Origin of the sequence: Shewanella sp. KX20019, assembly GCF_016757755.1 — a bacterium.
Lineage (GTDB): Bacteria > Pseudomonadota > Gammaproteobacteria > Enterobacterales > Shewanellaceae > Shewanella.
Genome location: NZ_CP068437.1, coordinates 3,975,856 through 4,000,272, shown reverse-complemented (window position 1 = coordinate 4,000,272; position 24,417 = coordinate 3,975,856). Strand labels below are relative to the sequence as shown.

General features: G+C 45.3%; 19 protein-coding genes and 8 tRNA genes. 16 read left to right on the top strand and 11 right to left on the bottom strand.

All coding sequences use genetic code 11. The features are described from left to right. Positions 1-70 precede the first annotated feature (70 nt). Genes nadD through leuS form a run of 4 tightly spaced genes read right to left on the bottom strand, consistent with a single transcriptional unit; the run spans position 71 to position 4,864 of the window. Positions 71-700, bottom strand: a complete 630-nt coding sequence (gene nadD, locus JK628_RS17310; RefSeq protein WP_202286194.1) for a nicotinate-nucleotide adenylyltransferase — start codon at positions 698-700, stop codon at positions 71-73. Beyond that, positions 700-1,731: a DNA polymerase III subunit delta gene (holA, locus tag JK628_RS17305; protein WP_202286193.1), complete on the bottom strand. Its 1,032-nt coding sequence runs from the start codon at positions 1,729-1,731 to the stop codon at positions 700-702. The genes nadD and holA overlap by 1 nt, the downstream gene beginning before the upstream one ends. Continuing rightward, complete coding sequence (locus JK628_RS17300; protein WP_202286192.1) at positions 1,731-2,225, bottom strand: LPS-assembly lipoprotein LptE; 495 nt, start codon at positions 2,223-2,225, stop codon at positions 1,731-1,733. The genes holA and JK628_RS17300 overlap by 1 nt, the downstream gene beginning before the upstream one ends. Before the next feature lie 59 nt (positions 2,226-2,284). After that, the gene (leuS, locus tag JK628_RS17295; RefSeq protein ID WP_202286191.1) at positions 2,285-4,864 is read right to left on the bottom strand and encodes a leucine--tRNA ligase; all 2,580 of its coding nucleotides are present in this window, start codon (positions 4,862-4,864) and stop codon (positions 2,285-2,287) included. Between the two features lie 111 nt (positions 4,865-4,975). On the opposite strand from leuS, the gene JK628_RS17290 reads away from it, so the two are divergent. The 5 genes from JK628_RS17290 (at position 4,976) to JK628_RS17270 (ending at position 11,244) form a co-directional block, all read left to right on the top strand. Then, positions 4,976-5,476, top strand: a complete 501-nt coding sequence (locus JK628_RS17290) for a zinc ribbon-containing protein (protein WP_202286190.1) — start codon at positions 4,976-4,978, stop codon at positions 5,474-5,476. Positions 5,477-5,771: 295 nt separating this feature from the next. After that, positions 5,772-7,637 (top strand): methyl-accepting chemotaxis protein, encoded by a 1,866-nt coding sequence (locus JK628_RS17285; RefSeq protein WP_202286189.1) that lies wholly within the window; start codon positions 5,772-5,774, stop codon positions 7,635-7,637. Positions 7,638-7,952: 315 nt separating this feature from the next. Continuing rightward, a complete protein-coding gene (locus JK628_RS17280; RefSeq protein WP_202286188.1) occupies positions 7,953-9,338 on the top strand; it encodes an efflux RND transporter periplasmic adaptor subunit in 1,386 nt (461 codons plus the stop codon). Next, positions 9,335-10,012, top strand: coding sequence for an ABC transporter ATP-binding protein (locus tag JK628_RS17275; protein WP_202286187.1), 678 nt, complete (start codon positions 9,335-9,337; stop codon positions 10,010-10,012). Before JK628_RS17280 ends, JK628_RS17275 begins: the two co-directional genes overlap by 4 nt. Continuing rightward, the gene (locus JK628_RS17270) at positions 10,009-11,244 is read left to right on the top strand and encodes an ABC transporter permease (RefSeq protein WP_202286186.1); all 1,236 of its coding nucleotides are present in this window, start codon (positions 10,009-10,011) and stop codon (positions 11,242-11,244) included. Before JK628_RS17275 ends, JK628_RS17270 begins: the two co-directional genes overlap by 4 nt. A 179-nt stretch (positions 11,245-11,423) precedes the next feature. Here the strand turns inward: JK628_RS17270 and lnt are convergent, their stop codons facing one another. The 6 genes from lnt to JK628_RS17240 form a co-directional block, all read right to left on the bottom strand. Further along, on the bottom strand, positions 11,424-12,974 hold the full coding sequence (gene lnt, locus JK628_RS17265) for an apolipoprotein N-acyltransferase (RefSeq protein ID WP_202286185.1): 1,551 nt from the start codon (positions 12,972-12,974) through the stop codon (positions 11,424-11,426). Positions 12,975-13,012: 38 nt separating this feature from the next. Next, on the bottom strand, positions 13,013-13,888 hold the full coding sequence (gene corC / locus JK628_RS17260) for a CNNM family magnesium/cobalt transport protein CorC (protein WP_202286184.1): 876 nt from the start codon (positions 13,886-13,888) through the stop codon (positions 13,013-13,015). 27 nt (positions 13,889-13,915) lie between these two features. After that, on the bottom strand, positions 13,916-14,386 hold the full coding sequence (gene ybeY / locus JK628_RS17255; protein WP_202286183.1) for an rRNA maturation RNase YbeY: 471 nt from the start codon (positions 14,384-14,386) through the stop codon (positions 13,916-13,918). Further along, positions 14,379-15,419: a PhoH family protein gene (locus JK628_RS17250; protein ID WP_202286182.1), complete on the bottom strand. Its 1,041-nt coding sequence runs from the start codon at positions 15,417-15,419 to the stop codon at positions 14,379-14,381. The genes ybeY and JK628_RS17250 overlap by 8 nt, the downstream gene beginning before the upstream one ends. A 161-nt stretch (positions 15,420-15,580) precedes the next feature. After that, positions 15,581-17,008, bottom strand: a complete 1,428-nt coding sequence (gene miaB / locus JK628_RS17245; RefSeq protein ID WP_202286181.1) for a tRNA (N6-isopentenyl adenosine(37)-C2)-methylthiotransferase MiaB — start codon at positions 17,006-17,008, stop codon at positions 15,581-15,583. A 95-nt stretch (positions 17,009-17,103) separates the two neighbouring features. Further along, the gene (locus JK628_RS17240) at positions 17,104-17,418 is read right to left on the bottom strand and encodes a hypothetical protein (RefSeq protein ID WP_202286180.1); all 315 of its coding nucleotides are present in this window, start codon (positions 17,416-17,418) and stop codon (positions 17,104-17,106) included. A 401-nt stretch (positions 17,419-17,819) separates the two neighbouring features. Between JK628_RS17240 and JK628_RS17235 the strand changes: the two genes are divergently transcribed. From JK628_RS17235 to JK628_RS17185, 11 genes are all read left to right on the top strand, one after another. Next, positions 17,820-18,959 (top strand): FAD-dependent monooxygenase, encoded by a 1,140-nt coding sequence (locus JK628_RS17235; protein ID WP_237524236.1) that lies wholly within the window; start codon positions 17,820-17,822, stop codon positions 18,957-18,959. Between the two features lie 227 nt (positions 18,960-19,186). Beyond that, entirely contained in the window at positions 19,187-19,771 is a 585-nt protein-coding gene (gene pth / locus JK628_RS17230; RefSeq protein WP_202286178.1) for an aminoacyl-tRNA hydrolase, read from the top strand. 52 nt (positions 19,772-19,823) lie between these two features. Beyond that, positions 19,824-20,915 (top strand): redox-regulated ATPase YchF, encoded by a 1,092-nt coding sequence (ychF, locus tag JK628_RS17225; protein WP_202286177.1) that lies wholly within the window; start codon positions 19,824-19,826, stop codon positions 20,913-20,915. Positions 20,916-21,286: 371 nt separating this feature from the next. Beyond that, positions 21,287-21,363 (top strand) — tRNA-Met (locus JK628_RS17220). Between the two features lie 177 nt (positions 21,364-21,540). Then, positions 21,541-21,625 (top strand) — tRNA-Leu (locus JK628_RS17215). A 50-nt stretch (positions 21,626-21,675) separates the two neighbouring features. Next, a tRNA-Gln gene (locus tag JK628_RS17210) sits at positions 21,676-21,750 on the top strand. A gap of 5 nt (positions 21,751-21,755) precedes the next feature. Continuing rightward, a tRNA-Met gene (locus JK628_RS17205) sits at positions 21,756-21,832 on the top strand. A 56-nt stretch (positions 21,833-21,888) separates the two neighbouring features. After that, positions 21,889-21,973, top strand: a tRNA-Leu gene (locus JK628_RS17200). 50 nt (positions 21,974-22,023) lie between these two features. Beyond that, positions 22,024-22,098: transfer RNA gene (locus JK628_RS17195), tRNA-Gln, on the top strand. A 103-nt stretch (positions 22,099-22,201) separates the two neighbouring features. Beyond that, positions 22,202-22,286 (top strand) — tRNA-Leu (locus JK628_RS17190). 25 nt (positions 22,287-22,311) lie between these two features. Then, a tRNA-Gln gene (locus tag JK628_RS17185) sits at positions 22,312-22,386 on the top strand. A gap of 351 nt (positions 22,387-22,737) precedes the next feature. Here the strand turns inward: JK628_RS17185 and JK628_RS17180 are convergent. Further along, positions 22,738-22,995 (bottom strand): hypothetical protein, encoded by a 258-nt coding sequence (locus tag JK628_RS17180; RefSeq protein ID WP_202286176.1) that lies wholly within the window; start codon positions 22,993-22,995, stop codon positions 22,738-22,740. Positions 22,996-24,417: the final 1,422 nt, after the last annotated feature.

The window sequence follows — 24,417 nt, the reverse complement described above, 5'->3', positions numbered from 1 at the left end:
TAATAGGTATGAGATTAATAGCGAAGATTAGAAATAGTGACTTTAGCAGTGAAGATTTTTGTGGGTTGTACTAAGTCTTTGAGCCATATAGTCGATGCTGCTTTATATACAGTTGAACGCTGGAGGGTAATGCATCATTAACCGACATACCTTGGCTAAGAGCGGTGCGAATCTGCGTCGACGAAAAGGGCTGCTCTGTGATTGATACGCGAAAGATCAACCCTGTTTTAGCCATTGCTGCTGTTTGAGCACTGCGTTGAGTTAACACTGCCTGCATTGGGTGCCGTTTCGATAGTTGCCAACCCGGTCGTTGGCACACTACGATGTGGCACAGATCAAATAGACTCTGCCATTGATACCAACTCTGTAGCCCTAAAAATGAATCCATCCCCATTAGAAAATAGAATTCATGCATTGGGTATTGTTGTCGAAGCACTGCTAATGTGGTGGCAGTATAAGAAGGAGTGTCTCGATTAGCTTCGATTTCGCATAGCTTCAGCTGTGGAAATTGATCGCATACAGCCTGCGCCATTGCCAAGCGGTCATCAGTGCTAACGTGGGTGCCATTTTTGTGCGGCGGAATATGGTTTGGCATTAGCCAAACCTCATCTAGCTTAAGCTGCTGTTGTACTTCAATCGCGGGACGAATATGACCAAAATGTATCGGGTCGAAGGTGCCGCCTAGAATACCGACTTTCATTAGTCGATCGCTATGTGTTTGAGTGCTGCATGGGCTTTAGCATCGAAAAGCAGACTGATGTGGCTCAGTCCAGTCCAATCCTCTATACCTTGCTGCTTTAGCTTTAACTCAAGTACTGATGAGGTCGCTAGCAGTGTTTCGACTTGTGGTAGGGATAAACGTTTGAGTGCCTGTTGATACAATGGCTTACGTTTGTCCCATACGCGCAACTTACTCCAAAGGGCTTGTATTGGTTGACCATTGGCTTCAGCTGTTTTGAGCTGTAGTAATACGCTCAACTCTTTGAATAGTGACCAGAGTATGATTGGCATTGCTACGCCTTCACTTTTCAGCTGTGACAAAATATGTTGCGCCTTATCTTGCTGGTTACTCAACATCGCGTCAGTTAACTGGAAAACACTAAAACGCGACTGGTCTTCAAAATACTGGGTTAGCTGCTCGGGATCAATCGGTGCCGTTGGGCTGAGCAGTTGCAGTAGCTGCAATGCTTGGTCTGCAGCAAGTAAATTACCTTCATACAGTGCAAACAACATATCGCGAGAGTCTCGAGATAAAGACAATGCGTAATGGTTGATTCTTGTATCAAGCCAACGCTGAAATTGAGCACCTTCAGGGGTAATACAGGGGACGTATACACCTTTTGCGTCTAACGACTTAAACCATTTACTCTTGGTTTGCTCGGCAGCGAGTTTAGGACCCGTTAGGATCAGTAACACATCAGGGTTATCCATCTGCATTAATGATTGGAACATCGCGCTACCTTCAGTGCCCGGCTTCGCAGTGGGCATTGTAAGCTCAATAATACGGCGACTGGAAAACAAACTCATGGCTTGCCATTGCTCGATTAACTCATTCCAACTAAAGCCGGTTTCTTGAGTTAATTGAATTTTCTCATCAAAACCTTGCTGTCTTGCTACTTGATATAAAGCACTGCGGCTTTGTTCGCATAACCATGGGTCATCACCAAAAATAAGACAGCATTGAGGCAAGGGGCTGAGGTTTCTCAGTAATTGATCTGGGTATACCCGCATCAATTAACCTCGATAGCTGCCAGAGCTTGAATAATACGATCGGCAGCTTGAATACGCATCTCTTTGAGTAGCAATTGCATCTCTCGACTCTTTGCTAACGCGGTACGCGGATCGTCCAAGTAATCGCGATGAATATCAACTTCAAATCGCTGAGATTCAGTATCAGGCAGTTGTACAGCAAAAGAGACTTGGTAGATCAACTCGTACTCAGCCACGTTACCCGTTGGGTAAATAGACAGGGTGGAGCGGTCTAGCGAGTCACTAATAATACGAACCGTTGGGATATCATGTGCTGGCTCTACAACGGCAATACGATTAAGTCTTAAACGTTCATGCACTAGACGAGTTAATTCACTGTATTCGTCTTGGCTGGTTAAGCTCAATGTTTGCAACTGTTCAGGGATGGAGTAGCTTCCCTGTAATTTAAAGCCGCAACCCGCACTGAGCAGTACACTCAGTGCTAAGGTTGCTAAAAGTATGCGTCTAATTAGCATAAGCTTTGTTTAGTCTTCCTTGTTTGCATTTTCGGTTTGCAAAGCAAATGAGTCTGCATTTAGTTCGCTACGATGTTGAGTAACTTACCCGGTATGTAGATAACTTTACGAACAGTTTTTCCTTCAGTGTGCTTAACCACACCCTCTTCAGCCAACCCTGCCGCTTCAACTTCTTCTTTGCTTGCATCTGCAGCAACAGTAACTTTAGCGCGTAGCTTGCCGTTAACCTGTACGATAATAAGCTTGCTGTCTTCAACCAGTGCGGCTTCATCTACTTCAGGCCAAAGTACGTCTTCAATCGCACCTGTATTACCCAGTTCATTCCACAAGCTAAAGCTGGTGTGAGGAATGATTGGGTAAAGTAAACGAGTTACAGCGCTCAATGCTTCTTGCATCAGTGCTCTATCTTGTTCTGTTTCAGTGGCGGCTTTCTGTAAGCGGTTCATCAGCTCCATCACTGAAGCGATAGCAGTGTTGAACATTTGACGACGTTCAATATCATCACCGACTTTAGCAATTGTTTTGTGCAACTCACGGCGTAGCTCTTTTTGAGCAGGGTTAAGTGAGGTTAAGTCGAGTTCAGTTGTTGGACCTGCAGCAACATGATCGTGTGCTGTTTTCCACAAGCGCTTAATAAAGCGATGTGCGCCTTCAACACTCGACTCCTGCCACTCAAGCGTAAGCTCTGGTGGTGCAGCAAACATCATGAATAGACGCACGGTGTCGGCACCGTATTTATTGACCATCTCTTGTGGATCAATACCGTTATTCTTTGACTTAGACATCTTGCTCATACCGGTATAAACCAGCTCATTACCTTCGCTGTCTACCGATTTTACAGTGCGGCCTTTGTCATCAGTCTCAAGCACGGTTACATCACTTGGTGCAACCCAAATACGTGCGCCTTTCTCATTGTTATAGTAGTAAGCATCAGCCAAAACCATACCTTGAGTCAGTAGGCGTTTAGCTGGCTCATCAGAGTTCACTAAACCAGTATCACGTAGCAACTTGTGGAAGAAGCGGAAATACAATAGGTGCATACAAGCGTGCTCAATACCACCAATGTATTGATCCACTGGTAACCAGTAGTTTGCTTTGGCAGGATCAAGCATCTCATCTGCATGAGGGCTACAGTAGCGTGCATAGTACCAAGATGACTCCATAAAGGTGTCGAAGGTATCGGTTTCGCGGAAAGCTTCTTGACCATTAACCTGGGTTTTAGCCCACTCTTTGTCTGCTTTGATTGGGCTTTGAATGCCGTCCATAACGACATCTTCAGGCAAGATCACAGGAAGCTGATCTTCTGGCGTCGGTACAACAGTACCATCAGCCAGTGTCACCATCGGAATAGGTGCGCCCCAGTAACGTTGACGTGAAACACCCCAGTCGCGCAGACGGAAGTTCACTTGACGCTTACCTTTGCCTTCAGCAACCAGCTTTGCATCAATGGCATCAAACGCTGCTTGGAAATCAAGACCATCAAATTCTGCCGAGTTAAACAGCACACCTTTGTCGGTGTAGGCTTCTTCAGAGATATCTAGTTCGCTATCGACAGGCTTAATAACACCTTCGATAGTTAAGCCGTATTTCTTGGCGAATTCATAATCACGTTGATCGTGTGCCGGTACAGACATTACGGCACCAGTACCATAGTTCATTAATACAAAGTTACCGACCCAGATTGGTACTTCTTTACCTGTAAGTGGGTGGATTGCATTAAGACCAGTAGCAACACCTTTTTTCTCCATCGCAGCCATAGCAGCTTCGGTAGTATCGGCGTTGTTACACTCTTCGATAAACTCAGTTAGCGCAGGGTTATTGGCTGCAGCTTGCTTCGCAAGAGGGTGAGCCGCTGCGATAGCAACGTAAGTGACACCCATAACAGTATCAGGGCGCGTGGTGTAGATATCAAAGCTCTGGTCGCTATCGGCAACCTGGAAGGTCATCTCAATACCTTCACTACGACCAATCCAGTTACGTTGCATGGTCTTAACTTGCTCTGGCCATTCATCTAGCTGGTCGATATCTTTAAGCAGCTCGTCGGCATACTCAGTAATCTTGATAAACCACTGCGGGATCTCTTTTTGTTCTACAGTGGTATCACAGCGCCAGCAACAACCGTCGATGACTTGCTCGTTGGCAAGAACGGTTTCATCATTTGGGCACCAGTTTACGTTGGCGGTCTTCTTGTAAACTAAGCCTTTTTCGTAAAGCTTAGTGAAGAACCACTGTTCCCAGCGGTAATATTCTGGCGTGCAAGTCGCTATTTCACGCGACCAGTCATAACCGAAACCAAGCATTTTTAGCTGGTTCTTCATGTAGTCGATGTTTTCATAGGTCCATGGTGCTGGCGCGGTATTGTTTTTGATTGCCGCATTTTCAGCTGGCAGACCAAAAGAGTCCCACCCGATAGGCTGCAGCACATTTTTGCCTTGTAGACGTTGGTAACGTGCGACAACATCACCTATGGTGTAGTTACGTACATGGCCCATGTGCAGTCGGCCTGAAGGGTATGGAAACATAGAAAGGCAGTAAAACTTTTCTTTGTTTTCATCTTCGGTAACTTCAAATGTCTTTTCGTCTTTCCAGTGCTGTTGCACTTTTGCTTCAATTTCAGAAGGAGTATATTGCTCTTGCATCAATCTATTTCCGGCCGTTGTTTGATCTAGCGCTATTTATGCGCGAGTTATATCGACATAGAATAAACTAGAAGTGAGTCATTAAAAAGGTTCGTCGAAGGAGTATTTACTATGAGTGAACAAAGTACTGAGCTACTTTCGCTTTACGAGGCACTTATTCATCAAATTAAAGCGCAATACAGTGATGATAACTCTTTGACAGTAAAGAGTTTATATAGTCAGACTCAGACCTGTAAAGAATACTTGGCTATTAAACAGCAAGCAAAGGCTGAAGAGCTAGCTTTAGTTGAACAATTTTTAAAACGTGATATTGCCAGTTTTTTACAAGAGAAAAATGCTAAAGATCTAAGCCATAGCCCCACAATGATCACAGTTGAAAATACGTTATGGCATTGGTTGAGTGAAATTACCGACCGCAGTCAGGTCGAGTGGCATGAAGTAGCACAAGATTTTAAGCATCACGGCTATTACGAGTCTGGTGAAATAGTCGGGCAAGGGACCATGGTATGCACTGCCTGTGGCCATGAATCGAAAATCGAGTTCCCTCAAGTTTTGTCTGGTTGCACCCAGTGTGATAACGACGAGTTTACCCGTGAAGCGTTAGCGCCTTAGTTAACATTTTCATTATTTTCGTTGCTCTTTTTATGATGAATTGAACCGCATTGCTTAAATCAGAATGCGGTTTTTCCTTATTTCCTTCCGTCTACTTGATTGTTTTTCATATTAAAGCTGTATTTCACATGCTTTTTTATGACAAAACACTAAAGATCCCCTAATGTGCAGCCGATGATCATGTTTGAAACACATGATGTTAATTTGTAGCTATTCATAGGGAGATGTTTCGGCTGCGTAGTTGTAGATGCGAACTTTGGATTCTAGTGAAGCATCGTTAGTTTTGGGGATTTGAATGAAGTTTGTCCATAAAATCGTTATAAGTGCCAGTCTGATCTTGATCTTGTCACTAGGAGGTTTGTCTAGCTACCAGTACTTCCAAGTTAAACAACAGATAAATGACCAAGTGAGTCAGAGTGTGGCTGAATTAGCTGACTCGATGAAAAACAACATTGAGGCTGTTATGGCCGAGAAGTCAGACCTTACTCGCTTTGCGGCTTCGCTATTTGAATCTGAACTTTCTGATGAAAATTTTCAAAAAGTGTTGGGGCAACCTGTTATCAAAGAGCATTTTATCTTAGCGGGTATGGGGCTTGAGTCAGGGCATTTCATCGGTAATGAATCTAGCTGGCAACCGCAAAACTATGATCCTCGTAAAAGAATGTGGTACCAAGAGGTGAAGAAACAAGGCCGGCAGTTATTTACTGAGCCTTATGCGGACGCTACCACTGGAGAGATCTTAGTATCTGCAGCGGCACCTTTATATAAAAATGGTGAGTTTCAAGGGGCAATGTTTGCTGATATTAGCCTCAAAACCTTAGCGGATATTAGCAATACAGCGAATTTATTTGGTGCAGGCTACGCTTTTATTGTGGGCAATAATGGTGATTTTATAGCGTACCCGGATGCGACTAAGAATGGACGTCCTATGGGGTTGGTGTTTGGTGGCCAGCTAGATGTGACTCAAGATATCAGCCATATCGAGATCGATGGTAAAATGCATACTGTTATTTTCAATCCTTTATCAGGCTTGGATTGGAGCCTGGGCATTGTGCTTGATGAGCAGGTTATCTATGCCGCTGCTGATAAACTGCGCGGTGATGCTATTTTCTATTCCTTATTGGCACTCGTTTTGGCTACATTGCTGATGGCTGGATTTATTAGACATCTGATGAAACCATTGGATGTATTGAATGAGGCAATGAAAGATGTTGCATCTGGCGAAGGGGATCTGACACGACGTTTGAGCACTGACTCAGATGTAGAGTTTGCTAGTTTAGCCAGTAGCTTTAATAGTTTTGTCATCAAGCTTCAAGATCTGATCCAGCAAGTTAAAGTGATTGGCGGCGAAGTTGCAAATGGGACGGAAATGACGGCCGAAGGCGCAAAATCAGCTTCTCGAGCTATGGGTGAACAGACCCAGGAAGTTGAGCAGCTTGCAACTGCTATGCATGAAATGGCGGTAACAGCATCCGAAGTTGCGGGCAACGCACAGAGTGCGGCTTTTGCTGTTCAACAGGCTGATGCGGCAGTTAGCGACGGTGCATCTGCTGTGAATCAAACGACGGATTCTATCGACCACCTGTCAGAACAAATTATGCAAGCCAGTGCAGCTGTAAAAGAGCTAGAAGCAGATACTGTTAGCATTGAATCTATCCTCGGTGTCATCAATGAAATTGCAGGGCAGACAAACTTATTGGCTCTGAATGCGGCAATTGAGGCTGCCAGAGCTGGCGAGTCAGGGCGAGGTTTTGCAGTCGTTGCTGATGAGGTTCGTAGCTTGGCTGCGCGTACCCAAGAGTCTACATCGGAAATTAAAGAGAAAATTGAGAAGTTACAGTCGGGAGTTGCAGCGGTCGTTAATGTGATGGATGAGAGTCGTGGGACAACCCAAACCACGGTAGAAAAGGCATTGATGGCAAATGACACCCTGAAAGAGATACGCAAGAGTATTCAGGATATTACCGACATGAACCTTCAAATCGCTAGCGCTGCAGAGGAGCAAAGTCAGGTTGCGGAAGAGATGAATAAGAATACGTCAAACATTAAGGATCTTACTGTGGAAGTTGCTGATAACGCTGAGCAAGCTAATGCAGCTATGGTGACTCAAATGAAACAGGTCAAGCACCAGGAATCCTTGCTGAATCAGTTTATTGTTTAGCGCTATTCTCTCGTCGGTCTATCGACTAGGTTACAAAGTAAAGTACCCGTTCATTACGGGTATTTTTTTGTCTATTACTTTGCAACTGCAAATGAGTCACTCTGTTCGTATGAGCGAGCTGGTATGGGTAATAAACCTAATAGCAGAACTGAAATAACCGCATTCTCATTTAGGACTGTAGTCTGGCAGGAATTTTTGTCATTTAGTGTCATCAATGTGGTAATGGCTTCAAGAAATGTAAAGATGATTAAAGCTCTAATACGCTTGAATTTTATAGAGGTAGAATCCCCTACATTAGATTGAAGAGGATCCCAGATGAACAAGTTTATTATTGCCGCCACAGCACTGATCTTTTCTGCTTTTTGGTACTTTACCCCTGCCGAGAGCAATCAAGTTGAGTTTCAATATCAGACGCAAGTACTGGCGACTGGAGACATCCAGAAAACGGTGGGAGCAACGGGGGCTCTCGCGGCGGTCGATGATTTGGTGGTGGGGTCGCAGCTCTCGGGGCAGATCACTGAGCTGCTGGTGGATTTCAACGATAAAGTGGAGAAAGGGCAGTTATTGGCTCGGATTGACCCACGCACCTTTAGTGCGAAAGTCGAACAATATCAGGCTCAAATAGCCAACATAGATGCCAGCATGAAACTACAGCAAGTCGTTATCAGTAAGGCAAAGCTTAGCGCTAGTCTCGCTCTACGGGATCTGGTTCGCGGTCAAGGGTTAGTCGCCAGCAACAATATCTCTGCAGAGGAGCTAGATCAGCTTAAGACTGCTGCGGCAATCAGCGATCTCGACGTATTAAAAGCCAAAGCCGAGCTAGATGCCTTGACAGCCAGCAAGGCAAGCACGTTGGCGCAGTTGCTGCAGGCGCAAATTGAACTAGACAGAACCGAAATTCGCGCCCCTATTAGTGGGATTGTTATTAACCGCACCATAGAAGCCGGTCAAACCGTGGCTTCGAGCTACAACACTCCAGAGCTTTTTGTCATCGCTAAAGATCTATCGCAGATGGAGATTGAAGCCTATGTCGATGAATCTGACATCGGTTTTATTACTAGCGGCCAGCGGGTGGATTTCGCTGTCGATGCCTACCCGCTGGCGAAATTTTTCGGCAAAGTTCGCCAAATCCGCCAATACCCTGAAACCGATTCAGGGGTGGTGACCTATACGGTGATTATCAGCGCCCCGAACCCAAGAGGCCAGCTCTTACCCGGAATGACGGCCGATCTTACGGTCCGGATTGATACCGCAAGAAATGTGGTACGAGTGCCGAACTCTGCTATTCGCATTGCTGCTCGACAAGCTAGCCTCAAATCCTCAAATGAACGCAGTGGTAAGCAATCTATGGGAAAGATGAGCGAGTTAATGGATCAACTGGAGTTAACCGATTTGCAACGTCAGCAGGTGGCAGCTGCTCGCCCAGATAAAGGAGCTGACCCTATGGCTCGTAATAGAGAGCAGGCTCGCCAACGGCTAGATCGAGCATTGAAGCAGATCCTCACTTCAGAGCAACAGCAATTATTGAAGGCTTTACGCAGCGGACAGGTTAAATCCGGTTACGTGATGATCCTAGAGGAGAGTGAGCCAAAGTTGATGCAAGTGCAATTGGGTCTTAGCGATGATCAATTTACTCAAATTGAAGGTACAGCATTAGTGGGTAAAGCGGTGGTTACCCAGATCCAGCAGGTGAAGCTATGAGTATTGCTCTCAGTTGTCAGGGTTTAAGCCATAGTTTCCCCATGGCAGGGGAAGCATTAACCGTGCTAGATAATATTAATTTACAGATCAAAACTGGTGAGATGTTGGCCATTATGGGGCCGTCGGGATCTGGCAAGTCTACTCTAATGAACCTACTCGGCTGCTTAATGACCCCGGTAAAGGGTCGCCTTACTGTGCTGGGCCAGCAGACGGCTGGCATGAGTCGGGAGCAGTTGGCAGCGTTGCGCAGTCAGCACATCGGCTTTGTTTTCCAGCAGTTTAATTTGCTGGCACGGACCTCGGCGCAGGACAATGTCCAGATGCCATTGATGTATAACCTCGATCCGGCTCGAAATGATGAGCAACGAGCTCTGCATTGCCTAGATATGGTGGGACTCGGTGATAGAGCGGGCCATACACCGAGCCAATTATCTGGGGGGCAACAACAGCGTGTCGCCATTGCTCGTGCACTGGTGAATCAACCCAAAATATTATTGGCTGACGAACCAACGGGAGCGTTAGATACTAAGACGGGTAAGGAGATCATGGCACTGTTTAAAGAGCTCAACAGCAGCGGTATCACCGTTATTCTAGTCACCCATGAACCAGAGATAGCCGCGTACGCCGACCGAACGATTATGGTGCGGGACGGTAAAGTGGAGAACGCCGCATGATACAGATACAACTGGTAAATACGGCACTGAGCTCCCTGAGGCGTAATCTCATGCGTAGCATGCTCACCACCCTTGGGATCGTCATCGGTATTAGTGCGGTGATTATAATGTTTGCCCTAGGTGAGGGAGCCCAGAAAAAAGTCGAGCAGCAAATCGAAGCGCTTGGGACAAACTTGCTAATGGTGAAGTCTTCTTCTGTGAGCACTGGGGGGGCGAAGGGCGCGGCGGGTGACGTACAGAAATTGACGTTAGACGATGTTGCGGCTTTAAAGCGTGAGATCCAACAGATTGTAGCCGCAGGTACCTCTGTCAACGCGCAGGCGCAGGTGGTGTGGGGTAATGAAAATTGGAACACCCGCATCGAGGGGATCAACCTTGATGTTCTCAGTGCCCACAATTGGGAAATTAAAGCAGGTAGAACCTTCAGCGAACAGGAGATGAAAAGCGCAGCCAAGGTGGCTATTATCGGCGAAACCGTCGCCGAAGAGTTGTTTGGTATTGCCTCTATGGCGGTCGGTGAAACCATTAGAATTAACAAGATCCCCATACTCGTGGTCGGCCTGTTAAAAGGCAAAGGCGAAGATATGCGCGGCAGTGATTTAGACGATACAGTTATGCTGCCTTTCTCTACTGCGGTGCGCCGAGTGATCGGTGGCAATAGCAAGTATCAAGACCGGATCAAGCGCATTACGGTGCAAGTCGACGAACCCAGTAATATGGATTGGGTCGCCGCTGAGATAGAAAACATCCTTAAACAGCGCCACAGAGTGGCCGATGATGAACCTTCACCTGTTCGCGTGATGAACCTGTCGCAAATGATGGAAACTCGAGCAGAAGCATCTCAGGTATTTAGTTCACTGCTGGCCGGAGTCGCAGGAGTCTCCTTACTGGTGGGCGGTATCGGAGTGATGAACATCATGCTGGTCACCGTCACCGAGCGTACGAGGGAGATTGGCTTGCGACTCGCGGTGGGTGCTAAACCTGCTGATATTCGTAATCAATTCTTAATTGAGAGTGTGGTGCTGTGTTTAGTTGGCGCTTTACTGGGCCTTGCCTTATCTGTGTTAGCCCTTATTATTGCTGGCCCTCTCTTTGGTTGGGAGATGGTGTTGCCGACCAATATTATGTTGTTGTCGGTAGCGGGTACAGCAGTGATTGGTATTGGCTTTGGCTATTACCCAGCTCGCAAAGCCGCCAACTTAGATCCTATTGAAGCGTTAAGGTATGAGTAAAGAGGGCACGCCATTAGAGTTCATGTAACGGTACCATTATGGTGTGTAGGGTAGGGTATAAAAGTCTTGTTGGTTATCTTGTGTGAACAAAACTGATAGCGGTTGGGCTTTACCATGGAGAAAACCTTGCTGAAAAGCTATCCCTATCTGGAGAAGTGTATCTCGATGGATCTCCTCGCTCACACCTTCGGCATCCTCACCAATATTTTTCTAATGAGGATGACGAAAACAGTAAGAAAACTCAGTATTAATATTGGCCACTGGCCTACTAACGTGAAGAGCGTATGACCTTTAACCAGTGGAATTTCGGCCGTTAACACTCCCGCTTCGAATTGCGGTAGCTGGTGGGTAATATCCCCTTTTTCGTTCACTACAGCGGTCACGCCATTGTTGGTTGCCCGCACTAAAGGTCGGCCAAGCTCAACCGAGCGCATTTGCGCTATTTCCATATGTTGCAGAGGTCCATTTGAGCTGCCAAACCAGGCATCATTTGAAACCGTCAACAGCAAGTCAGTGGTTTCATTCATATTGGCTCTTAACTGCTCCGGAAATGCAATTTCATAGCAGATAGCAGGGGATATCTGGTGGCCAACAGCATTCAAATTATCTTGTTTGAAATCACCTCGATTGAAAGATGACTGAGGCAAATTAAACAGTGGTGCTATAGGGCGTAATAGTGATTCAAACGGCACAAATTCACCGATAGGTAACAAGTGATGCTTTCTAAACTCGTTATGCTCTTCACCGTAGTAATCGGCCTTTTCTTGCTGTTTGGCATCGTAATTACCTAAAACAATGAGGGAGTTATAATAGCGACTACCTCGTTGACTAATAATCCCAGTAATGATGGCACTGTTATTTAAGTTGGCGGCGCGGTTGGCATTATAAAGAAAATCTTTGACCATGTGCTCGGGCGCTGGGACTGCTGCTTCTGGCCAGATGATAAGGTCAGCTGAAAACTCTGACCTCGTCAGATCCATATACTTGAGCATGGTTGGCCACAATGCATCTGGTTCCCATTTCATGCTCTGGGGAATGTTCCCCTGCACAAGTGCAACACTGAGACTTTCGCCTTTTGATTCAACAGTAGAAGTATATGGAGCAATCAAAACGAGCATTGCAGTAGCTGGGACAATAATTAGCATACTGCGCCAGCGTTTAGCCAATCCAAGTGCTAATGCACCGGCGAGCAAAGCCACTATAAAGCTCAAGCTTAATGTCCCCGTCATCGAGGCTATCGGCTTTAGCGGTCCTTGGGTTTGGCTATAGCCAGCCCACAGCCATGGAAAGCCTGTCAACACCCAACCGCGAGCCCATTCCGTCAATGTCCAAAGCGCAGGGAACAGCATTAAGTTACGGCTGATGCTGGTTTGTGGGGATAGTTTTTGCAGTAAGTAGCCAGTAATTGCCGGATAGATGGCTAAATAAAGTGCCAGTAGCGCCATTAGGCCAATTGATGCAATGAGTGGCATACCACCAAAGGTATCCATACTGACATGCACCCAGCTAATACCAATAGCAAAGCAACCAAAGCCGAAACTTAGCCAGTACTGTAATCCCTGCTTGGCAGTCAAGCTGGCACTTTGGTGCAGGGCAAATGCCATGGCGATTAAATATAAGGGCCAATAGGAGTAGGGGGCAAAAGCAAGAGCTGTCATGGCGCCAGCCGCAAAGGCTAGCACCAATCTTTGATAGGAATGATGGGCAGATGCCCGTAATTTACTCAGCATACAGCCTCATCATTGGTCGCTGTTAAAGGAGCTTATTGCTAGGCAATATTCTCGGTGGCAGCTTTATCGGGGAATTTTACGCGTAATTGAATCAGTCTACGAGTATCGGCGTTGACGACTTTAAACTCTATACCTTCAATCATGACTTTTTCATCACGTTCTGGCAGGTGGCCAAATGCATGAGATACTAAACCACCTACGGTATCAAACTCTTCATCGCTGAATCGAGTGTTAAACGCATCATTAAAGTCATCTATTGGCGTTAATGCTTTGACCATATAGACTTGCTTGGCAATTTGCTTGATTTCAGTCTCTTCTGCAGAGTCATGATCAAACTCATCTTCAATATCGCCAACAATCTCTTCAAGAATATCTTCAATTGTCACTAAGCCTGACACTCCACCGTATTCATCGACAACTATCGCCATATGATAACGTTGAGAGCGAAACTCCTTTAACAAAACGTCGACCCGTTTACTCTCCGGAACGACAACTGCTGGGCGGATAACTTGCCCTAGTTCGAAAGGCTTTTCATTGTTCTTAAAGCCATACTGAAGCAGATCTTTTGCGAGCAAAATACCCTCGATATGATCTTTATCTTCATTGACTACTGGAAAGCGAGAGTGTGCAGAGCCGATAACTGTAGAGAGAAGTTCTTCTACCGTATTGTTAATTTGAAGTGCGACGATTTGCGCGCGTGGGATCATAATGTCCCGCACTCGAAGATCGGAGACTTCCAATACACCTTTAATCATTTCACGCGTGTCTTCGCTGATCACTTCACGCAGTTCTGCATCGTGAATTACATCAACCAAGTCTTCGCGATTTTGGGGTTCGCCCTGGAATAACTGACTTACTTTTTCCAACCAGCCCTTCTTTTGGGCGCTGGTACTCGGGGGGATATCGTCACTCATAGTTTTCTATTGACTCTTTTGAGTCAATTATTGCTCCTCATAAGGATTGTTATAACCAAGACTTTCAATTAGTTGGGTCTCTAGTGACTCCATCTCTTCAGCCTCTATATCGTCTATATGATCATACCCTAGCAGATGGAGACAACCATGTACAACCATGTGCGCCCAATGTGCGCTAAGGGGTTTGTTTTGATCAATTGCTTCTTGTTCTACCACTGCTGCACAGACAACTAAATCGCCCAGTAGTGGTAGTTCTATGCCTGGTGGTGCCTCAAACGGGAAAGAGAGCACATTGGTTGGCTTATCTTTACCGCGGTAGGTATTATTTAGCATCTGGCTTTCTGTTGAATCGACAATTCGTATCGTCAATTCAGCATGAGTCATACTGTCTCTGAGTGCTGTTTTTACCCAAAGTTCCAGCTCTTTTTCCGAAGGAAGTTTAACGGCATCAACTGCAATCTGCAGATCGAGATCAATACTAGTTTGAACATTAGTCATGATTTTGCACCTCCTGTAGCTGGTATTGGCTATCTTTATTGCCTTTAATTGTCTGGCTCTTTAGCTCAAATTCTTCATAGGCTTCAACAATTCGCCCCACAATAGGGTGACGAACGACATCTTTAGCTTGGAAGAAGTTAAAACTAATTTCGCTGACTTCACCTAACACCTCAATTGAGTGACGCAGACCCGATTTTTGATGTCTAGGTAGATCGATCTGAGTGATATCGCCAGTGATAACCGCCCGTGAATTAAACCCTATTCGGGTTAAAAACATCTTCATCTGTTCAATGGTGGTGTTCTGGCTTTCATCAAGAATAATAAATGCATCGTTTAAGGTGCGTCCGCGCATATAAGCCAGTGGTGCAACTTCGATGACATTTCTTTCTATTAGGCGTTCGACTTTTTCAAAGCCCATCATCTCAAATAGCGCATCGTATAGTGGTCGTAAATACGGGTCGACCTTTTGGCTCAAGTCGCCGGGTAGGAAACCTAACTTCTCGCCCGCTTCCACTGCTGGACGGGTTAACAGAATACGGCGAACGTCTTGACGCTCAAGCGCATCAACGGCGGCAGCGACGGCTAAGTACGTTTTGCCGGTGCCAGCTGGACCAATACCAAAAGTAATATCATGGGAGACAATATTGCGCACATAATCACTTTGATTTGGATTACGAGGCTTAATGACACCGCGCTTAGTTTTGATATAAAGCTCTTTCTCATCCCGTGGTGCTTCCATATCAAAAGCGACAGCTTCTTGGATAGCAACATGGACAGTATCTGGTTCTAAGTCTGGAGTGCTACCTCTAAGAGGCTGAGTTTCAATATACAGATCTCTTAGTAAATTATTGGCTGTTAAACAGTTCTTAGGCACACCGACTATTTGGAAGTGATTGTCACGATAGCTGATCTCAACACCGATACGACGTTCCAATTGTTTAATATTGTCATCAAAAGGACCGCAAAGTGAGGCTAGTCTGCGTGTTTCTGCTGGCTCCAAATACAGGTTGAGCGTCGTTAACTTATTAGACAAAAAATAACTCCAGATCCAAGAATATTATCAAGCGTGAGCACTCTAGTTTACGAGCGATAATCAATAAATGCGAATGGTATTTTTTATTGATTATAGGGACGAAAAAAGCGCCATCTAAGATGACGCTTTTTTAGCTAATTTACCCTTGGTTATTCAGTCAATTAAGACGGTATAAATTGACTGACACCTATGGCGTCATCTTGCTTGTATTTTGCCACAATATCAGATGGACGCAGATCGCGACGTAGATCCATTTCATCTTCAGCACGGACAAAAACACCGCGCAATGAGTTGGTGTATACATCCACAATTTCAACGTCAACAAAGCCGCCAATATGCTCGGGCTTACCTTCAAAGTTGACCACGCGACTGTTTTCAGTACGGCCACGCAGCTCCATTGGGTTCTTAACCGATGGGCCTTCAACTAAAATACGCTGCACAGTGCCTACCATATGACGGCTATAGCGCATGGCTTGCTGAGTGATTCGATCTTGCAAGATGGCTAAGCGCTCTTTCTTTTCTTCCAGTGATACATCGTCTGGGAGATCTGCGGCGGGTGTGCCTGGGCGCGCACTATAGATAAAGCTAAAACTGTGATCAAACTGAATATCTTCAATGAGCTTCATAGTGTCAGCAAAATCTTGCTTAGACTCACCAGGGAAGCCAATAATGAAATCAGAGCTAATCTGAATATCTGGGCGTGCTTTACGCAAGCGGCGAATAATGGACTTATATTCAATAGCCATATGGCCACGCTTCATCTGCGTCAAAATCAAATCTGAACCAGACTGAACCGGTAGATGCAAGAAACTGACAAGCTCTGGAGTGTCTTCGTAAACATCGATAATGTCTTGGCTGAACTCAATTGGGTGGCTGGTGGTAAAGCGTAAACGGTCAATTCCATCAATCGCAGCAACATAGCGAAGCAGTTCTGCAAAGGTACAGATCTCATCGTCATGGGTTGCACCGCGGTAGGCGTTGACATTTTGGCCGAGTAGATTCACTTCACGCACACCTTGCGCAGCCAGTTGGGCTATCTCAAGGATGATATCGTCTAATGGACGGCTGACCTCTTCACCACGAGTATAAGGAACAACGCAGAAAGAGCAGTACTTGCTGCAACCTTCCATGATTGAAACGTATGCACTCGGGCCGTCAGCGCGTGGTTCAGGCAGACGGTCGAATTTTTCAATCTCAGGGAAACTGACATCAATAACTGCTTTTTTGCCATCTTTAATCTGGTCAATCATTTCTGGTAGGCGATGCAGCGTTTGTGGGCCAAAAATAAGATCCACACATTGAGCTCGATCTTTAATCGCCTTTCCTTCTTGAGATGCGACGCAACCACCAACACCAATAATAAGGCCTGGTTTTTTGTCTTTTAGTGTTTTCCAACGCCCTAGCTGATGAAAAACCTTCTCTTGTGCTTTCTCGCGAATAGAACAGGTGTTTAGCAAAAGCACGTCAGCTTCTGTCGCGTCATCTGTCAGCGTATAGCCTTCGTATTCGTCGAGAAGATCGGCCATCTTTGATGAGTCGTACTCATTCATTTGACAGCCCCAAGTTTTAATATGGAGTTTTTTACTCATCAGTTTGTATCACTCTAGATGCACCGAAAAAATAGCGCAATATTTTAACGCTTAAAGGCGCTGCTGGCTAGCATTTAGCCTATGTTTGAGTGAAATTATTCTGCGGAGGTCGTTGCCCCTGTCAAGCGTACGGGTATAGTTTCTTGCTGATCTGCATTGAGTGTATTATCAGTAAAACTTTGTTCTTGATACATTTGCTGGATATTCATCCTAGCTTGCAAATGGATGTCTGCACGTAATTGTAGCTTAAAACTGTTGAGTAAATCTGTGGTGTATTGGTAAATAGCATACTCAAGTGGAGTTCGATAGGTAACAGACATATGCTCCATATCTTGCTGCTGTGCGGCCGCAAGGCTGGTTAATGGGGTTAATAACGATATTAGCACTGCTGCTATAGCTAGTTTTTTCATACCATTCTCACTTATTCCATGGGGATATATTCTTTTGACTATTTGAGTCTATGGCATGGTTTGAATGCTAGTTTGGATGGTATGTAACCAGTTGTTAATCATTGGCGTCTCAGACACATTTAAATACGTTAGAGTGAGTTGAGACACTAAACGACATATTTTATTTGGGCTAATTGCATCATCTTTGCTAAAGAAGCACAGCTTTGAGCAAAATATGTCGAGCTTAGGACAAATTCATCTGTAATTGAGTGTAAACTTGCCTACATATATCCCCATACCAGTGAATCCTGCCTCTTCAGGTAAGATGGGTATAAGTGGTGTCATCTTTCAGGAGCCTAGGATCTGTGGAACAGCTGAACAATAAAAACAGTAAGTATGACGCAGTCGTTGTTGGCGGCGGCATGGTTGGCGCCGCGACGGCGATTGGTTTAGCCCAGTTAGGCTTAACAGTTGCAGTCGTTGAAGCATTTTTGCCTCAAGCTTATGAAAGCTCACAACCGCTAGATTTGCGAGTTTCAGCGATTAGCGCTGCATCAGAAGCACTATTATCCCGGCTCGGGGCTTTAGAGCATCTCGGGACCATGCGCCAAGTCGCTTATAAAGGGCTTGAAACATGGGAGTTAGAGGGTTGTATTACCCAATTTCATGCCGATCAAATAGGCACTTCGCATCTCGGCCATATTGTGGAGAACCGCTTGATCCAGCTGTCCTTGTGGCATCGGATGGCACAGTTAGACAATATCAGCCTATTTTGCCCTGTAAAAATTAATCAGTTAGAGCGATTAGATAATGATGTGATTGATATCAGCCTTGAAGATGGCCAATCGTTCTCTACGCGTTTATTAGTCGGTGCAGATGGAGCAAACTCCTATGTTAGGCAGTGGGCGAAGATAGGTATTACGGGGTGGGATTACAGTCAGTCAGCGATGCTGGTTAATATTGAAACTGGTGCAGACGAACAAGATGTTACCTGGCAGCAATTTACCCCACAAGGCCCGCGCTCTTTGCTCCCTCTTCCAGGCAATAATGCTTCTTTAGTTTGGTACGATGATGCCAATCGCATCGCGCAACTGTCTCAGTTGAATAATCAGGCCCTGAAAAATCAAATTGATCAGCATTTTCCTGAGAGGCTAGATCGTGATTTTAAAGTGGTTAATAAAGCGAGTTTTAAGCTGACGCGTCGTCATGCTGAGCGTTATTACAGTAATAACCTGGTGATTCTAGGTGACGCAGCACACACGATTAATCCATTAGCGGGGCAGGGCGTTAACCTCGGTTTTAAAGATGTGGATGCACTTATCACCACACTAGAGTCTCATTTACAGCACAATGCTGGTTGGTGGAGTGTTGCGGTATTAAAAGAGTACCAAGAGTGTCGTTATCGTGATAACCAGTTGATGATGACCGCCATGGATATGTTTTATGCCAGTTTTAGCAACGATATATTACCGCTAAAACTATTAAGAAATGGCGTGCTGAAATTAGCGAATATCGATAGTCCGATTAAAAAGCAGGTACTTAAATACGCTATGGGTTTTTAATCGCCGCTAAGATCGAGCTGAAACAAGAAAGCGAAAAGCTGCACAACAGCTTTTCGCTTTCTTTTTAAGGGGCAAATTAGACAGTATTTCAAGGCAATGCTTACCATGCGATATAGCCAATTTTGCGTATAATTTGTTGGCGCGCGGTTTGAGTGCTAAAATGCCGAGTTTTTAATTTTGTGGCTAATGGCGGCAAAACGTAAGTAAGCAAACACAGACAGAGTATTATGAGCAAGATTAAACTTATTGTTGGGTTAGCAAATCCCGGCGCGCAGTACGAGCGAACGCGCCATAATGCAGGCGCTTGGTACGTTGAAGAGCTCGCAAGAGTCTGTGGTGCAACGTTAACGTTAGACAGTAAGTACTTTGGCATGACGGCAAGAGTGACGCTGCATGGCAAGGACGTCCGCTTATTGATCCCGGCAACGTTTATGAATTTAAGTGGTAAATCGGTGGGTGCGTTAGCGAATTTTTTTCGTATCGCTCCTGACGAGATATTGGTCGCGCATGATGAGCTCGATATGCCACCAGGTGTGGCAAAGTTTAAGTTAGGCGGAGGGCACGGTGGCCACAATGGTCTGAAAGATATCATTGCCAAACTGGCAAATGATAAAGGTTTCTATCGCTTACGCATTGGTATCGGACACCCTGGTGATAAAAGTCAGGTCAGTAACTATGTGTTGAGTAAAGCGTCACCAACGGATCAAGAGTTGATGGACGCTGCAATAGATGAAGCAGTGCGCTCCACTGAGATTTTATTTAACGAAGATATGGCAAAGGCGATGCACAGGTTGCATTCTTTTAAAGCATAAACAAATGCTTGGGGCAAACCTCCAAGTTATTCATTGATATAAAGGTAACAATATGGGTTTCAAATGTGGCATCGTAGGCCTGCCAAATGTTGGTAAATCAACACTGTTTAACGCGTTAACTAAAGCAGGCATCGAAGCATCAAACTTCCCGTTCTGTACGATTGAGCCAAACACTGGCATCGTTCCTGTACCGGATTCAAGACTAGATGCACTCGCTGAGATTGTTAAGCCTGAGCGTGTTATGCCAACAACAATGGAATTTGTAGATATCGCAGGTTTAGTTGCTGGTGCATCTAAAGGCGAAGGACTTGGAAATAAATTTCTAGCTAACATTCGTGAGACTGACGCTATTGGCCATGTTGTGCGTTGTTTTGAAGATGACAATATTGTGCATGTGGCGAACAAGGTTGACCCAGCAAGTGATATCGAAGTCATCAACACTGAGCTTGCACTCGCAGATCTGGATTCATGTGAACGTGCTATCACTCGCCAAGCAAAACGCGCTAAAGGTGGAGATGTAGAAGCTAAGTTTGAAGTTGCTGTGCTTGAGAAGATGCGCCCAGTACTAGATGAAGGCAAAATGTTACGCTCAATGGACTTAAGCAAAGAAGAGCTAGCAGCCATTGCTTATTTGAACTTCTTAACCATTAAGCCAACCATGTATATTGCAAACGTTGCTGAAGATGGCTTTGAAAATAACCCACATTTAGATACAGTTCGTGCTCTTGCAGCTGAAGAGAATGCCGTTGTAGTGGCTGTGTGCGCAGCGATTGAATCTGAATTAGCTGAAATGGACGCTGAAGACCGTGAAGAGTTTATGGCTGACTTAGGACTGGAAGAACCTGGTCTTGATAGGGTGATCCGCTCTGGCTATGACCTGCTTACATTACAAACTTACTTTACCGCAGGTGTTAAAGAAGTACGAGCATGGACCGTTAAAATAGGGGCTAGCGCTCCTCAAGCTGCTGGTGTTATCCATACAGACTTTGAGCGTGGCTTTATTCGCGCTCAAGTTATGGCGTATGAAGACTTTATCACCTATAAAGGTGAAGCTGGCGCTAAAGAAGCGGGTAAATTACGTGTTGAAGGTAAAACATATGTCGTTAAAGATGGCGATGTAATGCACTTCCTATTTAACGTATAAGCTCGTTACGGCAGTTACTGCCATGAAGAGAGTGTAAAACGCGGCGCTTAAAGGAAACTTTAAGCGCCGCGTTTATATTTTGGCATCAATTGAGCTAGGCAAGCATGATTCACTTTTAGTGCTAAGCTTGGCGAGTGGTTGGATTTTGCACATCTCGCGAGCTCTGCTAGAGGTTTGACTAAGAAAATAAACTTCTTTTTAACGGCTTAATTCGCGTAAATCGCAATATATTGCACATCTGTTACTCAGTTTGGCGAAGTAATAGCCTAACAGTGAATTTAGTTTAAATTAGCGAAAAAAAGCAGTTGACCTGAATACGCTGAATAAGCATAATACGCCCCGTTCCTCAGTGAGAGGGACGAAAAATAGATGGCAATGTAGCTCAGCTGGTTAGAGCACAGCACTCATAATGCTGGGGTCGCAGGTTCAAGTCCCGCCATTGCTACCATCTTCTCTAGATGTAAAATTGAGAATAGCCGACTAGTTGGAGGTTTTAATCTTCAGACATAGGGTCGGCAACATCTTAATCAAGATGTAAACTTGATGCAGTGCGGAGTGGTGGATGTTGATATTAGACACGCTATAACCGAGTGCCATCTTAATCAAGATGTAAACTTGATGCAGTGCGGGAGTGGTGGAATTGGTAGACACGCCAGATTTAGGTTCTGGTGCCGTAAGGTGTGAGAGTTCAAGTCTCTCTTCCCGTACCATTTATTGAAAAGTAATCAGCTCAGGCGGGTTATTAGTAAGAAAGATTAATTGGGATATCGCCAAGCGGTAAGGCACCGGGTTTTGATCTCGGCATTCCCAGGTTCAAATCCTGGTATCCCAGCCATCTTTGGCAATGTAGCTCAGCTGGTTAGAGCACAGCACTCATAATGCTGGGGTCGCAGGTTCAAGTCCCGCCATTGCTACCATCTTTCTCAGGATGTAAAATCGAGACATCTTAATCAAGATGTAAACTTGATGCAGTGCGGGAGTGGTGGAATTGGTAGACACGCCAGATTTAGGTTCTGGTGCCGTAAGGTGTGAGAGTTCAAGTCTCTCTTCCCGTACCATTTATTTTAAAGTAATGAGTTTCTACTTGTTATTAGCTATACAGTTTAATTGGGATATCGCCAAGCGGTAAGGCACCGGGTTTTGATCTCGGCATTCCCAGGTTCAAATCCTGGTATCCCAGCCATTTTTAAAAGGTTGATTTATTGACCTTGTCTTAATAGTGACTAGACAATTTTATTGTTGCGGGCTATAAAGATGAAGCAAGGTAACTTGCAGTAAGATTCAATGCGGGAGTGGTGGAATTGGTAGACACGCCAGATTTAGGTTCTGGTGCCGTAAGGTGTGAGAGTTCAAGTCTCTCTTCCCGTACCATTGAATTTTAGTATAAAAAGTTAATTGGGATATCGCCAAGCGGTAAGGCACCGGGTTTTGATCTCGGCATTCCCAGGTTCAAATCCTGGTATCCCAGCCATAAACAAAAAGCCCGTCTATATGACGGGCTTTTTGCCGTTTAGCGTTTGTGAATTCTGCTTGGTATTACCTATAGTATCTTCTTTGGTTAGCAGCTCATGGTTTTTCGCTCAAACAATGCTGCTAGAGCTACTCAAGTCGCCAACCTAAACTTGAATTTTGTCGTTAAAAATCGCCTGCAGCTAGTGCTGGGCAGGATGTCCGAATGTCGTGAACACATGGATGTGTAGGAACGACCGCATGTGCAGTTACTGCCATGACACGCAGCAAGTCCATCCTTGGAAGCTCGGCCATGAGGTCCATGTCATGGACGGTCACGGCCGCACCTACACGGATTAACTGGTGTTTTAATTTATACCGTTGTAGTAAGGCTTCTAGCACGCAAATGCCCCAAAGTTAGTTGGCCTTCGAATGAAGACTGATTACATTTTTGATTGGTGTTGCCAAGCAACCTATTTGAACTTGTGGTCTCATGGCTATTAATCGCCTCCAGCGGGGTCTGTGCAGGCACTGCTGAAGCACGCTTCAAGTACGTCCGTGTAAGCTCAATGAAAACATCCATGTTTTCGACGGCTTCAGCCGTATCTACACAAGGTAACTGGTGTTTCAATTTATCCCCTTGCGGTTTGATGCTTAACCGGAAATGCCCCAAAACGTGCTGGCTGCAAAATCAGTTATTGCTTTTTCAAATCAGAATCAACGTCAACGTCAATGTCGTGGTGCTTCGCCCACACCAGAGTCAAGGGGCAAAGCGCTTGCGCCCGCTCTTGATTTCATAAGAGTCAACCCCTCAGCGCCCCGGCTTTTTTTTAAAAGCAAAATTTCCAACGGGGAAGATTGCAGTCTGCAAATTTGGCTACTTAAATGTAAATTCTGATGTTCACTGATGTGGAGGTTTATCTAATTTAAAAGCTTTTATTGATAACTATAATGCTGGATGATCGCGCTTTTCGAAACCAGTGTAGATGCAACTGAGGCCTTCGGTTTCAGGGATGAAACCGCAGAGCGGCCATGGATGGCGCAAAGCGAGCATCAGTTGCGTCTGCACATACGCTGACCGCAGGTCATTGGAACAACCTTTGCCTGAAGGTAACTCTCTTCTGTCCAGAAGCGTGTCAGACGCTACATTGAACTTGCTGGCAGAGCATGTGCTGTGGGGCGTGCAAGCTTCTAAATCACGGGTGATTTAGCAGAGCCTACATGGACTGTACTTGTGGCGGCTTGCTAAGACACAGGGCGCATGCTCTGCAATTTCAATATGGCCTATTTTAGACTTAAAGGCACTGGGATCCAGCCCAGAAGGTTCACTCGGCAATTGCTCCCTGCATTGCTCTACCTCGTGAATCTGACCTACACGGACGTAGGAAACGTCATTGTTGTTGGAACTATCAACGGTCATTCAGTCGCGGGATGACGAATCTGGCTCAGATGTCAGACGTAAACGAGCTCATTTTTGTCCAGAAACTAGCTAGGGCTTTAGCCATAACGCTTAAGGTCAAAGGATGTGCTTTTCTAACCCAGTGTAGATGCAGCTGAGGCCTTCGAAAACAGGCCGAAAGATAACGAAGTTATTAAGCTCTTGAACGAGAGGTATGGAAACGAGCTGGCCTTTTAACAAGGATGTTTTGTTTTCGTTGAGCCCACAAGGATGTGCTTGCGGCGAGCCTCAGCAGTATCTGCACATACGCCGGCCGCAGGTCATTGGAATCACGGATGGCAGATATTAACTCGTTTATGTCTAGCCATGTGCCTGTTAAATGCTGACATATTTATGCCATCTATTTATGCAAAAACGATTTTAGCACTCGAAAGGGAAGCAAAGTACTTTGCTGCCGAGTCCCCATTCTTGGATGAAATCCTAGTGTTTGGTAACAAATCAGGGTTTTGTTAACTATTGTCAGCTTAAAATGTGCTAACAATCACATGATATTAGCTGTTTTTAACGGTCATGCTACTTTGTTGTTACATTTTTAGTTCTTTTTTGATACCAGCTATTTACCTGATTCGAAAGTTATGTGGCATACCTCTCAAG